At 63.5% G+C, this 12,826-nt stretch carries 12 protein-coding genes; 7 read left to right on the forward strand and 5 right to left on the reverse strand.

Annotated features, from left to right (window positions below; translation table 11 throughout):
• The first annotated feature begins 17 nt into the window (after nt 1-17).
• Genes ACF8O8_RS10025 through ACF8O8_RS10035 form a run of 3 tightly spaced genes read left to right on the forward strand, consistent with a single transcriptional unit; the run spans nt 18 to nt 3,690 of the window.
• Nucleotides 18-1,832, forward strand: a complete 1,815-nt coding sequence (locus ACF8O8_RS10025; protein ID WP_010951634.1) for an ATP-binding protein — start codon at nt 18-20, stop codon at nt 1,830-1,832.
• Nucleotides 1,829-3,235, forward strand: coding sequence for a sigma-54 dependent transcriptional regulator (locus ACF8O8_RS10030; protein WP_010951633.1), 1,407 nt, complete (start codon nt 1,829-1,831; stop codon nt 3,233-3,235). The genes ACF8O8_RS10025 and ACF8O8_RS10030 overlap by 4 nt, the downstream gene beginning before the upstream one ends.
• Nucleotides 3,235-3,690, forward strand: a complete 456-nt coding sequence (locus ACF8O8_RS10035; RefSeq protein ID WP_392509619.1) for a YiiD C-terminal domain-containing protein — start codon at nt 3,235-3,237, stop codon at nt 3,688-3,690. The genes ACF8O8_RS10030 and ACF8O8_RS10035 overlap by 1 nt, the downstream gene beginning before the upstream one ends.
• A gap of 160 nt (nt 3,691-3,850) precedes the next feature.
• On the opposite strand, the gene cysQ is transcribed toward ACF8O8_RS10035, so the two are convergent.
• Both cysQ and nudE read right to left on the reverse strand, forming a co-directional pair.
• Complete coding sequence (cysQ, locus tag ACF8O8_RS10040; RefSeq protein ID WP_392509620.1) at nt 3,851-4,669, reverse strand: 3'(2'),5'-bisphosphate nucleotidase CysQ; 819 nt, start codon at nt 4,667-4,669, stop codon at nt 3,851-3,853.
• A complete protein-coding gene (gene nudE / locus ACF8O8_RS10045; RefSeq protein WP_003255794.1) occupies nt 4,666-5,232 on the reverse strand; it encodes an ADP compounds hydrolase NudE in 567 nt (188 codons plus the stop codon). The genes cysQ and nudE overlap by 4 nt, the downstream gene beginning before the upstream one ends.
• A 64-nt stretch (nt 5,233-5,296) precedes the next feature.
• On the opposite strand from nudE, the gene yrfG reads away from it, so the two are divergent.
• A complete protein-coding gene (gene yrfG, locus ACF8O8_RS10050) occupies nt 5,297-5,959 on the forward strand; it encodes a GMP/IMP nucleotidase (protein WP_010951630.1) in 663 nt (220 codons plus the stop codon).
• A 50-nt stretch (nt 5,960-6,009) separates the two neighbouring features.
• Here yrfG and lysM read toward each other — a convergent pair whose 3' ends face one another.
• A complete protein-coding gene (gene lysM / locus ACF8O8_RS10055; protein ID WP_010951629.1) occupies nt 6,010-6,450 on the reverse strand; it encodes a peptidoglycan-binding protein LysM in 441 nt (146 codons plus the stop codon).
• 175 nt (nt 6,451-6,625) lie between these two features.
• Here lysM and fdhD point away from each other — a divergent pair, with 175 nt between their 5' ends.
• From fdhD to ACF8O8_RS10070, 3 genes are all read left to right on the forward strand, one after another.
• Nucleotides 6,626-7,456 carry a formate dehydrogenase accessory sulfurtransferase FdhD gene (gene fdhD, locus ACF8O8_RS10060; protein WP_010951628.1) on the forward strand — a complete coding sequence of 277 codons (831 nt, stop codon included), beginning with the start codon at nt 6,626-6,628 and terminating at the stop codon, nt 7,454-7,456.
• Between the two features lie 5 nt (nt 7,457-7,461).
• Complete coding sequence (locus ACF8O8_RS10065; RefSeq protein ID WP_010951627.1) at nt 7,462-9,807, forward strand: FdhF/YdeP family oxidoreductase; 2,346 nt, start codon at nt 7,462-7,464, stop codon at nt 9,805-9,807.
• 196 nt (nt 9,808-10,003) lie between these two features.
• The gene (locus ACF8O8_RS10070) at nt 10,004-10,486 is read left to right on the forward strand and encodes a glycine zipper domain-containing protein (protein WP_010951626.1); all 483 of its coding nucleotides are present in this window, start codon (nt 10,004-10,006) and stop codon (nt 10,484-10,486) included.
• Between the two features lie 56 nt (nt 10,487-10,542).
• Here the strand turns inward: ACF8O8_RS10070 and ACF8O8_RS10075 are convergent, their stop codons facing one another.
• Nucleotides 10,543-10,983: a thioesterase family protein gene (locus ACF8O8_RS10075; protein WP_010951625.1), complete on the reverse strand. Its 441-nt coding sequence runs from the start codon at nt 10,981-10,983 to the stop codon at nt 10,543-10,545.
• A gap of 148 nt (nt 10,984-11,131) precedes the next feature.
• Nucleotides 11,132-12,673: a phosphoenolpyruvate carboxykinase gene (locus ACF8O8_RS10080; RefSeq protein WP_003255806.1), complete on the reverse strand. Its 1,542-nt coding sequence runs from the start codon at nt 12,671-12,673 to the stop codon at nt 11,132-11,134.
• Between the last annotated feature and the right edge of the window lie 153 nt (nt 12,674-12,826).

Raw genomic sequence — 12,826 nt, forward strand, 5'->3', positions numbered from 1 at the left:
TCTGGCGCATTTACCTGATGATTGCAAAGCCCACGCCCCCACGCCGTCCCCGCTGGCGCAGCCTGGCCCTGCTGGCGCTGATCTTGGCCCCATTACTATGGCCCCTGCATCACTTGGCCGAACGCTATTACCAGGAAGAACTGGCCTCGCAGAACCGCCAGACTCTCGACCTGTATGTCGCCAACCTGCTCGGCACCCTGCACCGCTACGAGACCTTGCCGCAAATTCTCGGCGACTTGCCAGCGCTGCGTGGCGTGCTGGCCGACCCTTTCCGCCTGGAAGCGGTGACCAACGCCAACCGCCTGCTCAAGGACATCGTGCAGAAGACCGGTGCCGAGGTGATGTACCTGATGGACGTCAGCGGCAACACCTTGGCCGCCTCGAACTGGGACAAGCACGACAGCTTCGTCGGCCGAAACTTCGCCTTCCGCCCTTACTTCAACGAAGCCATGGCCGGCCACCTTGGCCGCTTCTTCGGCCAGGGCACCACCTCGGCCAAGCGCGGCTACTTCTTTGCCGCGGCCGTGCGCGACCGCGAGCGGATCGTCGGCGTGCTGGTGGTCAAAGTCGATCTCGACCACACCGAAACCCTGTGGGGCCGTACGCCCGAGCAGCTGTTGCTGACCGATCACAATGGCGTGGTCATCCTGACTTCGCGGCCCGACTGGCGCTTCCGTGCTACCCGCACGCTGACCGACGCCGAGCGCCAGGCCATCATCGCCATCCAGCCCTATCCGACCCAGGCCCCACAGCCGCTGGTTCTCAACCCGCAGGCCTGGATCACCCAGACCCGCGACATCAAGGAAACTGGTTGGCAAGTCAGCATCCTCGCCCCGCGCACGCTGGTTGATCGCTCGGTGCAGACGGTAATGGCCATCGGTGCCGGTACGCTGCTGGTACTGATGTTGCTGGCAGGCCTGGTGATGCAACGGCGGCGCCATTACATCGACCGCATCGACTTCGAAGCCCGTGGCCGCCAGGAACTGGAAAAGCGCGTGGCCGAACGTACCGCCGACCTTGAAGGCCTGAACACCCGCCTGAAAAATGCCGTGCTGGAGCGCGAAAACGCTCAGCAGGAGGCAGTGCGCGCACAGGACGAACTGGTGCAGGCCGGCAAGCTGTCGGTGCTCGGCACCATGTCGGCCAGTATCAGCCATGAGTTGAACCAGCCCCTGGCCGCCATCCGCAGCTACGCAGAAAACGCCGAGATCCTGCTCGACCACCAACGTACCGAAGACGCCCGCGGCAACCTCAAGCTGATCGGCGAGCTGACCGGGCGCATGGCCTCGATCATTGCCCACCTGCGTGCCTTCGCCCGTCGTGACCGTCATGCCCCGGAGAGCGTGGCCCTGCAGCCGGCTCTGGACGATGCCCTGGCGCTGCTGGCCAAGCGCCGCCGGGCGATGGCCGTAGAGCTGATCCGCGACCTGCCGGAAGCCACCTTGTGGGTTCAGGCCGGCGAAACCCGCCTGCGCCAAGTGCTAGGCAACCTGCTGGCCAATGCCCTCGACGCCCTGACCGAAAAAGCCAACCCGCGCCGCCTGTGGCTAAGTGCCGAGCAGCGTGATGACTGCGTCTACCTGTACATCCGTGACAACGGCCCCGGCTTCAGCCGCCAGGCCCTGGAGCACGCCAAGGAGCCGTTCTTCACCACCAAGACCCGCACCCAGGGCCTGGGCCTGGGGCTGGCCATCTGTGAAAGCCTGATGCGCGCCCTGGGCGGTGAACTGCTGCTGGCCAACCACCCGGAAGGTGGCGCAATGCTGACTCTCCAGCTGCGGGTGGCCGCATCTGGCGCTACTTTGCCCAATTCGGAGGACCCCTCGGCATGACCACCGAGACACTGATCGACAGCCGAGCCCAGGTCATCCTGGTGGACGATGACCCCCACCTGCGCCAAGCCTTGAGCCAGACCCTGGACCTGGCCGGGCTCAAGGTAGTCGCGCTGGCCGAAGCCCAAGGCCTGGCCGAGCGTATCGAGGCCGACTGGCCCGGCGTGGTGGTCAGCGACATCCGCATGCCGGGCATCGATGGCCTGCAGTTGCTGGAACAACTGCACGGCCGCGACAGCGAACTGCCGGTGCTGCTGATTACCGGCCATGGCGATGTGCCGCTGGCGGTGCAGGCGATGCGCGCCGGGGCTTATGACTTCCTGGAAAAACCCTTTGCCACAGACGCCCTGCTCGACAGCGTGCGCCGCGCCCTGGCTTTGCGCCGGCTGGTGCTGGACAACCGTAGCCTGCGTCTGGCACTGAGCGACCGCCAGCAACTGGCAACCCGCCTGGTCGGCCATTCACCGGCCATGCTGCGCCTGCGCGAGCAGATCGGCGCTTTGGCCGGCACCCGCGCCGACGTGTTGATTCTGGGCGAAACCGGCGCCGGCAAAGAGGTGGTGGCCCGCGCGCTGCACGACCTGTCCAGCCGCAGCGAAGGGCCGTTCGTGGCGATCAACGCCGGCGCGCTGGCCGAATCGGTGGTCGAAAGCGAACTGTTCGGCCACGAGCCCGGTGCGTTCACCGGCGCGCAGAAACGCCGTATCGGCAAGTTCGAATTTGCCAACGGCGGCACGCTGTTCCTCGACGAAATCGAGAGCATGAGCCTGGATGTACAGGTGAAGTTGCTGCGCATGCTGCAGGAGCGAGTGGTCGAACGCCTGGGCGGCAACCAGTTGATCCCGCTGGACATCCGCATCATAGCCGCAACCAAGGAAGACCTGCGTCAGTCTGCCGACCAAGGGCGTTTCCGCGCAGACCTGTATTACCGCCTGAACGTGGCGCCGCTGCGTATTCCGCCACTGCGTGAACGCGGCGACGACATATTGGTGTTGTTCCAGCATTTCGCCGATGCTGCCAGCCAACGTCATGGCCTGTCGCCGCATGCGCTGCAACCCGCGCAACGCGCCCTGCTGCTGCGTCATGACTGGCCAGGCAACGTCCGCGAGCTACAGAACGCCGCCGAGCGTTTCGCCCTTGGCCTGGAGCTGGCACTGGATGGCCAGGCACCCTCGGCAGCAGCCCCGGCAGCGCCCATGCTCAGCGGCAACCTCAGCGAACAGGTCGAGCAATTCGAACGTTCGCTGATCGCCGCCGAACTGGCCCAGCCACACGGCTCCATGCGGAGCCTGGCCGAAGCACTGGGTATCCCCCGCAAAACCTTGCACGACAAGCTGCGCAAGCATGGCTTGAACTTCGACGGCGGCAGCGGCGGGCATGACGATCAAGAGGACAACCGTTAATGAGCACCGATAGCCAGTACCTGCAGTCTGTACTGCACAGCGACATCCCCCTGACCCGCGAAATGGGCCTGGAAGTGATCGATTGGCAGCAGCACACCCTGCGCCTGCAACTGCCGCTGGCGGCCAACGTCAACCACAAAAGCACCATGTTCGGCGGCAGCCTGTACTGCGCAGCAGTGCTGGTGGGTTGGGGCTGGCTGCACCTGCGCCTGCGTGAACTGGGGATCGATGACGGGCATATCGTCATCCAGGAAGGGCAGATCAGCTACCCGTTGCCAGTGACCGGCACGGCGGTGGCGCGTTGTTCCGCGCCAGACGAGAAAACCTGGGAGCGGTTCCTGACCCTGTACCAGCGGCGTGGGCGGGCACGGTTGACGTTGGAGACCACGGTGAGCAATGACGGCAGTGACGAGCCGGCGGTGAGGTTCAGCGGCCAGTACGTTCTGCACCGCTAGCCCAGCAGCCGCTGAAAGCAACTGCGCTGCACAAAACCCAAAGGCTGGCGCAAAACCTGTGGGAGCGGGCAGGCCCGCGAACACCGGCGAAGCCGGTGCCCCGCACCGCGGTGCCTGCTTCGCGGGCTCGCCCGCTCCCACAGGGTAGGGTGAGACTCCGTCAAATCAGGTTCAGGAAGGCCTGGCGCCATGCAGCATTGGCAGGCAATGCCAGGAAATGCGGATTGAGCAGCGACTCGCGCGGCGGATACCGGAACGGCAAGCCATCCAGCCCGATCACTTCGCCACCGGCCCCCTCCACCACACCCTGCGCCGCAGCAGTGTCCCACTGCGAAGTCGGCGCCAGGCGCGGATAACAATCGGCGCTGCCCTCGGCCAACAGGCAGAACTTCAACGAGCTGCCGATATTGGCCAGCTCCAGCTCTCCCACGGCAGCACCAAGCCCGGACAACAGGGCTTCCTGTTCCGCGCTGGAGTGCCGACGGCTGGCAACCACGGTAAAACGCTCGCCCTCCGGCGGGGCGTTGCGTACCTGGATCGGTTGGGCTGCCTCGCCGGCATCTGCACGCCAGGCCCCCATCCCGCGCCCACCGAAGTAGCAGCGTCCATTGGTCGGCATCGACACCACACCAAACACCACGTCGCCGTTCTCGATCAGGGCGATGTTGACCGTGAACTCTTCACTGCCGGCAATGAACTCCTTGGTGCCATCCAGCGGATCGACCAGCCACCAGCGGCTCCAGCTTTGCCGCTCGGCCAGCGCAATATTGCAGTCCTCTTCGGACAGCACCGGAATCTGCGGCGCCAGCGCCAGCAGACCATCGGCGATTACCCGGTGCGCGGCTAGGTCGGCGGCGGTAACCGGCGAATCGTCGGCCTTGTTGGTTACCGCGACATCGGCGCGCCAGAATGGCAGGATCGCCTCGCCTGCCGTCAGCGCCAGCTTGACCACTTCGTGCATCAGTTGCAGGTCGTTCATAGCTCCAGCAACCCCCGCTGAATCAGCAGGTCACGGGCCAGGTACAGCGCCGCCAGGGCGCGGCCCTCGGTGAACTGCGGATGCATGGCCAAGGCCGACAACTCACGCAGGTTGACCTTGTCGACCCGCATCGGCTCAGGCTCGTCGCCTTCCAGGCGCTCTTCGTACAGGTCGCTGGCCAGCACCACCTGAATCTTCTGGCTCATGTAGCCCGGCGACAACGACAGTTCCGTCAGGTGCTCCAGCTGGCGTGCGCCAAAACCGGCTTCTTCCTTGAGCTCCCGGTCGGCTGCCGCCAGCACGTCTTCGCCCGGCTCGATCAGGCCCTTGGGCAACGACAGCTCGTATTCATCGGTGCCACCGCAGTATTCCTCCACCAGCACGGCGTGCTCGGCATCGAGCATGGCCACGATCATCACCGCGCCGTAGCCGTTACCCCGGCCCACCAGGCGCTCATAGGTGCGCTCGGCACCATTGCTGAAGCGCAGCTGTACGGCTTCGACGCGGAACAGGCGGCTACTGGCGACAATTTCGCGGCTGAGTACGGTGGGTTTCTGGCGCATGGGGCGGCTCCTTGGCGTGAACGGGTTACTATACCGTGGCTTGCCGACTGATCGAGAGTTTCCCATGCCTGTTCTTCCCTGGTCTGCCATCGATACCGTCCTGCTGGACATGGATGGCACCCTGCTCGACCTGCATTACGACAACCGCTTCTGGCTGGACCACCTGCCCCAGCGCTATGCCGAGCTGCACGGTGTAAGCCGGGCCATGGCCGAAATGGAGCTCCAACCGCTGTTCGAACGCAATGCCGGCACATTGAACTGGTACTGCCTGGACTTCTGGAGCCGCGAGCTACGCCTGCCCATTCGCGAGCTGAAGCGGGAAATTGCCGACCTGATTGCCCTGCGCCCGGATGCCGATACCTTCCTGGCGGCGATTCGCCAGGCTGGCAAGCGTGTCGTGATGATCACCAATGCCCACCGTGACTCGCTGTCTCTGAAGCTGGAGCGGGTGGAGCTGGCACCATACTTCGAGCGGCTGATCAGCTCGCACGACTATGGCTACGCGAAGGAAAGCCCGCAGTTTTGGGATGCCCTGCAGGCGGATATCGGCTTCGAACCGGAACGCAGCCTGTTCATCGATGACACGCTGGCGATTCTGCGCAGTGCACGGCGGTTTGGTGTGGGGCACTTGCTGGCGGTGCGCCAGCCGGATAGCAAAGCAGGGCCGCGGGATACTGAAGAGTTTGCGGCGGTCGAGGATTACCGGGAGTTACTGGTAGGCCTGTAAGGCCCCATTCGCGGGCGCGCCCGCGAAGAGGCCTGTACAGACTTCAGCGATCAGTCAGGAATACGCAGCACCTGCCCCGGATAGATCTTGTCCGGGTGTTTGAGCATCGGCTTGTTGGCCTCGAAAATCTTGTTGTACTGATTGGCATTGCCATACACGACCATGGCAATGGCTGAAAGTGTGTCGCCCGATTTCACTGTGACGAACCTTGCCGCCTGGACTACCGGCCCGGTCACGGTGATCTGGTCCTCGACACTGGCCACGCCGCTGATGTTGCCCGCCGCCAGGATGATCTTCTCCTTCTCTTCCTGGCTGGCCACTTCACCCTTTAGGATGATCTTGTCTCCTTCTACAGTGGCGGTGATGTTGGGGTTGCCCAGGCCAACAGCTTCCACGTGTTTCTTTAGCTGCTCCTCGGCATTGGCGTTGCCAGGGGTCAGCAGGTCGATCAACTTCTCGCCGGCTTCCTTCACGAAACTGAACAGGCTCATTGCGCTCTCCTTGTTGACGAAACCTTGGACACAGGAGTCTAGGTCAGCTTTACCACTTCCGCCCTGCGCGACCAATCGACGCGGTCTATCAAGGCATAGACCCTAGCGATTAGACGCCGCCGGCCCACGCGCCTAGGCTTGTGCTATCAGAAAGCCGCCGGTATTCAGCGCCCCGATGAACAGCAAGCCTCCGGTCTGCGCGGCCTCATCGCCCTTGTCCATGCCCGCCGCCAGCAACACCTACGACTACGTCCAGCTCAGCGACGCCAAACGCGACAGCACCCCGCTGGCCGAGGAAGTGGCCCTGGCCATTGTCTATAACGGCCTCAACCAGGCAGTGATGCTGGTCAGCCCTACCGATCTGGAAGACTTCGCCGTCGGTTTCAGCGTCGGCAGCGGCATTGTCGAAGGCACCGCAGAAATCTACGACCTCAAGCTCTCCGGCAGCGGCTCGGCACTGTACGCCGACCTGGAAATCTCCAGCCGGGCGTTCTGGAACCTGAAAAACCAGCGCCGCCAACTGGCCGGCACCAGTGGTTGCGGCCTGTGTGGGGTCGAGGCACTGGAGCAGGCACTGCCGGATCTGGCCGTGTTGCCGGGTGCGCCCCTGCCCCCGGCCCAGTGGCTGGTCGGCCTGCGCGAGCGCATCGACGCCTTCCAGCCACTGGGCCAGCATTGCGGTGCCGTGCATGCAGCATTGTTCATGGACCGCCAAGGCGAACTGCTGCTTGGCCGCGAAGACATCGGCCGGCACAACGCCCTCGACAAACTGATCGGCGCCCTGCTGCGACAACGCATCGACACCCAGGGTGGCCTGGCCATCGTCACCAGCCGCTGCAGCCTCGAGCTGATCCAGAAAGTACTGCGTGCCGGCATCCAGACCCTGGTCAGCCTGTCGGCGCCCACCGGCCTTGCCCTGCAATGGGCGCGCAAGCACAACCTCAACCTTATCCACTTGCCCAAGCACAGCGCACCGCGGGTCTACAGCCCAGCGGCGGAGTCGTAACAGTCGTGACCTCGTACCAACAACTTCCGGACAACACCCCAGCCTCCCCCCCTCGCTACAAGCCCTACCACGGCCCCGCCGGCGGTTGGGGCGCACTGCGTAGCGTGGCCAAGGCCTGGGTCGGCAGCGATAATGCGCTGAAGAACATTCGCGCCCTGCTCAAGACCAACCAGAACGGCGGTTTCGACTGCCCCGGCTGCGCCTGGGGGGACTCCCCGGAAAGCGGCATGGTCAAGTTCTGCGAGAACGGCGCCAAGGCGGTGAACTGGGAAGCTACCAAGCGCCGTGTCGATGCAGCCTTCTTCGCCCGTTACAGCGTCACCTCGCTGCTGCAGCAGAGCGACTACTGGCTGGAGTACCAAGGGCGCCTGACCGAACCGATGGTCTACGACGCACCCAGCGACCGTTACCTGCCGATCAGCTGGGATGCCGCCTTCGCCCTGATCGCCCGCGAACTGAACAAGCTGGCCAACCCTGACCAGGCCGAATTCTATACCTCGGGACGTGCCAGCAACGAAGCGGCGTACCTGTACCAACTGTTCGTGCGCGCCTACGGCACCAACAACTTCCCTGACTGCTCGAACATGTGCCATGAGGCCAGCGGCGTGGCGTTGGGGCAAAGCGTCGGGGTCGGCAAAGGTACAGTCACCTTCGACGACTTCGAGCACGCCGACGCCATTTTTGTCTGGGGCCAGAACCCCGGCACCAATCACCCGCGCATGCTCGACCCACTGCGTGATGCGGTAAAGCGTGGCGCCCAGGTGGTGTGCATCAACCCGCTCAAGGAGCGTGGTCTGGAGCGCTTCCAGCACCCCCAGAACCCACTGGAAATGCTGACCAACAGTGACCGCCCGACCAACACCGCCTTCTTCCGCCCGGCCCTGGGTGGCGACATGGCGATGCTGCGCGGCATGGCCAAGTTCGTCCTGCAATGGGAACGCGAAGCCCAGGCCAACGGCGAACCGGCCGTGTTCGACCACGCCTTTATCGCCGAACATGGCCATGGCGTCGATGAGTACCTGGCCGTGGTGGACGCCACGCCGTGGTCGCACATCCAGGCACAGTCCGGCCTGACCTTGGCCGATATCGAACTGGCCGCGCGCATGTACTGCCAGGGCAAGCGTGTGATCATGTGCTGGGCGATGGGCATCACCCAACACCGTCATTCGGTGCCGACCATTCAGGAAATCGTCAACCTGCAGATGCTGCGTGGCAACATCGGCGTGCCCGGCGCCGGCCTGTGCCCGGTGCGTGGCCACAGCAACGTGCAGGGTGACCGCACCATGGGCATCAACGAGCGCCCGCCAGAGGCGCTGCTGGATGCCATCGAAAAGCGCTTTGGCTTCCCTGTGCCGCGGCGCAATGGCCATAACACCGTCGAAGCCATTCATGCGATGCTCGATGGCCGGGCCAAGGTTTTCATCGGCTTGGGCGGCAACTTCGCCCAAGCCACACCCGACACCGAGCGTACCGCCCAGGCGCTGCGCAACTGCGAGCTGACCGTGCACATCAGCACCAAGCTCAACCGTAGCCACCTGGTCCATGGCAAGCAGGCACTGATCCTGCCATGCCTGGGCCGCACCGACATCGACCTGCAGGCCGACGGGCCGCAGGCAGTCACGGTGGAAGACTCGTTCAGCATGGTCCATGCCTCCAACGGCCAGCTCAAGCCGCTGTCGACGCAAATGCGCTCGGAGCCTGCGGTGATCGCCGGCATCGCTGCCGCCACGCTGGGCAAACAACCGGTAGACTGGCACTGGCTGGTGGCCGACTACGACCGCATCCGCGACCTGATCGGCGACACCATTCCCGGTTTCAGCGGCTTTAACCAGCGCCTGCGTAATCCGGGCGGCTTCTATCTGGGCAACAGCGCGGCCAGCCGCGAATGGGCGACCAGCACCGGCCGCGCCAACTTCAAGGCCAACCTGCTGCCCGACACGCTGCTTGACGAACGCGTACGCGCCAGCGGCCAGTTGCCAGACTTGATCATGCAATCGATGCGCTCGCACGATCAGTACAACACCACTATCTACGGCCTGGACGACCGCTACCGCGGCGTGCGTGGCCAGCGCGAGGTGCTGTTCGCCAACGAAGCCGACATCATCCGCCTGGGCTTCCAGCCGGGGCAGAAGGTCGACATCGTTTCGCTGTGGGGGGATGAACATGTGCGCCGGGTGCAAGGCTTTACCCTGCTGGCCTTCGACATACCTGCCGGGCAGGCGGCGGCATATTACCCGGAGGTGAACCCGCTGGTGCCGCTGGAGAGCATTGGCGTGGGTAGCCATACGCCGACATCGAAGTTCATTGCCATCAAGCTGGAGCGTGCGCGCGAGGACGGGCGTATCCTTTAAAAACGAAAAAAGCCCTGTTCCGTGGCGGCTCAGGGCTTTGTCATAAAGGTCTCAGACAGCCTGAAAACGATAAAGTTTCATAGTAAATACAGCAAGTTAGAGAATTGTGTACAACTCGTGTTACTCGTCGGATTTCCGTTGCCAGCCACGCCTCTTAGCCTCAAATTCGCCTCGTCATCCCTATGAGGCTCTCTTGATGAAGAAGTACTCCTCGATTCTGTTGTTGTCTTTCAGCTTGCTCAGCGGCGTTGCCATGGCAGGCGGCACCACCGAGGCCGGCATTGGCGGCGCATTGGGTGGGGTACTGGGCTCTGTCGTGGGCAACTCCATCGGTGGCAGCACCGGCGGCGCCATTGGTGCCGGTCTGGGCGGTGCAGCAGGTGGCGCCCTGGGCGCAGACAAACGCCAGCGTGGTGAGGCCGCTATCGGCGGCGCGCTGGGCGCTGCAGGTGGTAACGTGGTCGGTCGCTCCGTGGGCGGCACCACGGGTAGCTACATTGGCGCGGCAGCCGGCGGTGGTGCCGGTGGTGCGCTGGGTAACTACCTGGGCAAAGAGGCCGACAAAGACGATTACCGCGATGGCCGCCGCTATCGTCGCGGCTACGACGACGACCGTCGTCACTGGGACCGTGGTCACCATTATGGCCACCGCAAGCACAAGCGCCACTGGCGCGACTAACGCCTGAGGGCCCTGCCCCCGGCAACAAAAGCCCCGCCCCTGCCAGCGGGGCTTTTTTATGCCTGCCGCTCCAGCACGAGGCCGGACAGGATCACCTGCAGCGCCTCTGGCAACGCCACAGGCCGGCCACTGGCGCGCTCGATGAACACCTGCACCACCGTGCCTGCCGCGCATGCGTCCGATTCGCCCGGACGGTACAGCGCCAGCCGGTACTCTACCGTGCTGCCCGCCAGACGCGTCACTCCCAACCCCACTTCCAACAAGTCCGGGAAGCCCGGTAGCGCGTAGAAATCCGCAGCAGAACTGACCACGAAGGCGGCCAGTTCACCGTGCCGCAGGTCCAGTTCAGCCTGCTCGACGAGAAACGCCTGGATCGCGGTTTCGAAAAAACCGTGCACCGTTGCACCGGCGATGTGGCCGTTCAGGTCGTTGTCCTGGGGGCGGGTAAGGATCGGGTGGAAGTGGGAGAAGGCAGTGCGCTGAGGGGCTTCGGTCATCTGGCTGGCTCTTGTCTTCGCAATGGATGCTGACAGTGAAACAGAAAAACCAGACTTTCGCTGCCTATGCGGGCCCCTTCGCGGGCAAGCCCTAACCCACAAAAAAGCCGCCCCTGGGGGCGGCTTTCTCGTTGCGGCTGAGCTCGGCTTACAGCTGCGGGCCAGCGGCCTTGATGGCGTCGGAAACTTCGAACTTCTTGAAGTTTTCGATGAACAGCTTGGCCAGACCTTTGGCAGCCTCGTCGTAGGCCGCTTTGTCAGCCCAGTTGGTGCGCGGGTTGAGCAGTTCGGTTTCAACGCCCGGAACGGCCTTCGGCACGTCCAGGTTGATGATGTCCAGGTGCTCGGTTTCGGCACCGACCAGTGCGCCGCTCTGGATTGCAGCGATCACGGCACGGGTGGTGGGGATGCTGAAGCGCTTGCCAACGCCGTAGCCACCACCGGTCCAGCCGGTGTTGACCAGGTAGACCTTGGAGTTGAAGCCGTTGATACGCTTGATCAGCAGCTCGGCGTACTCGCCAGCCGGACGCGGGAAGAACGGTGCGCCGAAGCAGGTGGAGAAGGTCGACTTGATGCCGCCGCCAGAACCCATTTCAGTGGAACCGACCAGCGCGGTGTAGCCGGACAGGAAGTGGTAGGCCGCCTGCTCGTTGTTCAGGATCGAAACCGGAGGCAGAACACCTGTCAGGTCGCAGGTGAGGAAGATCACTGCGTTAGGCTCGCCGCCCAGGTTCGCTTCCGAACGCTTGGCAACGTGCTCCAGCGGGTAGGCCGCACGGCTGTTCTGAGTCAGGCTGACATCGGTGTAGTCGGCGTGCTTGTTGGCGTCGAGAACGACGTTTTCCAGTACTGCGCCGTGCTTGATGGCTTTCCAGATGACCGGCTCGTTCTTCTCGGACAGGTCGATGCACTTGGCGTAGCAGCCGCCTTCCATGTTGAAGACAACGCCTTCGCCCCAACCGTGCTCGTCGTCACCGATCAGGTAACGGCTTTCGTCAGCCGAAAGGGTAGTCTTGCCAGTGCCGGACAGGCCGAAGAACAAGGTCACATCGCCTTCTTCGCCGATGTTGGCCGCGCAGTGCATAGGCAGTACATCGGCAGCCGGCAGCAGGAAGTTCTGCACCGAGAACATGGCTTTCTTCATTTCGCCGGCGTAGCGCATGCCAGCGATCAGCACTTTCTTCTGAGCGAAGTTGATGATCACGCAACCGTCGGAGTTGGTGCCGTCACGCTCAGGCTCGCACACGAAGTTGGCGACGTTGAGGATCTGCCATTGGTCGCGGCCAGCCGGGTTGAACTGCTCCGGGTTGATGAACAGGCAACGACCGAACAGGTTCTGCCAGGCAGTCTGGGTGGTCATCTTCACCGGCAGGTAGTGCTCGGCTGCGGCCCCTACGTGAACATAGGAAACGAAGTGATCCTGGGCGTTGTTGAACGCCTCGACGCGAGCCCACAGGGCATCGAACTTGTCGGCCGGGAACTTGCGGTTGATCGGGCCCCAGGAAATGGCGTCCTGGGTGGAAGGTTCTTCGACGATGAAACGGTCAGCCGGCGAACGGCCGGTACGGTGACCAGTCTCCACGACCAGTGCGCCAGTATCGGCTAGTACGCCTTCACCGCGTTGCAGCGCTTCTTTTACCAGCTCATCGACGCTCAGGTCGGTGTACACGGTGTTGTTGGCTTGCGTCATGAGATACCCCATCCGGCCCGAGGCCGAGTGCTCCAAACGTTTTGTAGTTGTCTTGAAAAAACTACTACAGCGAAAAAAGTGGCCGGATTATGCCAGAAACGCCCAAAAAAAGTAGGCCCCTCCTGTCAGAACTGCGCTTTTGCGCAATTCGAC

It is taken from the genome of Pseudomonas sp. TYF_14, assembly GCF_043105275.1.
Classification (GTDB): domain Bacteria; phylum Pseudomonadota; class Gammaproteobacteria; order Pseudomonadales; family Pseudomonadaceae; genus Aquipseudomonas; species Aquipseudomonas alloputida.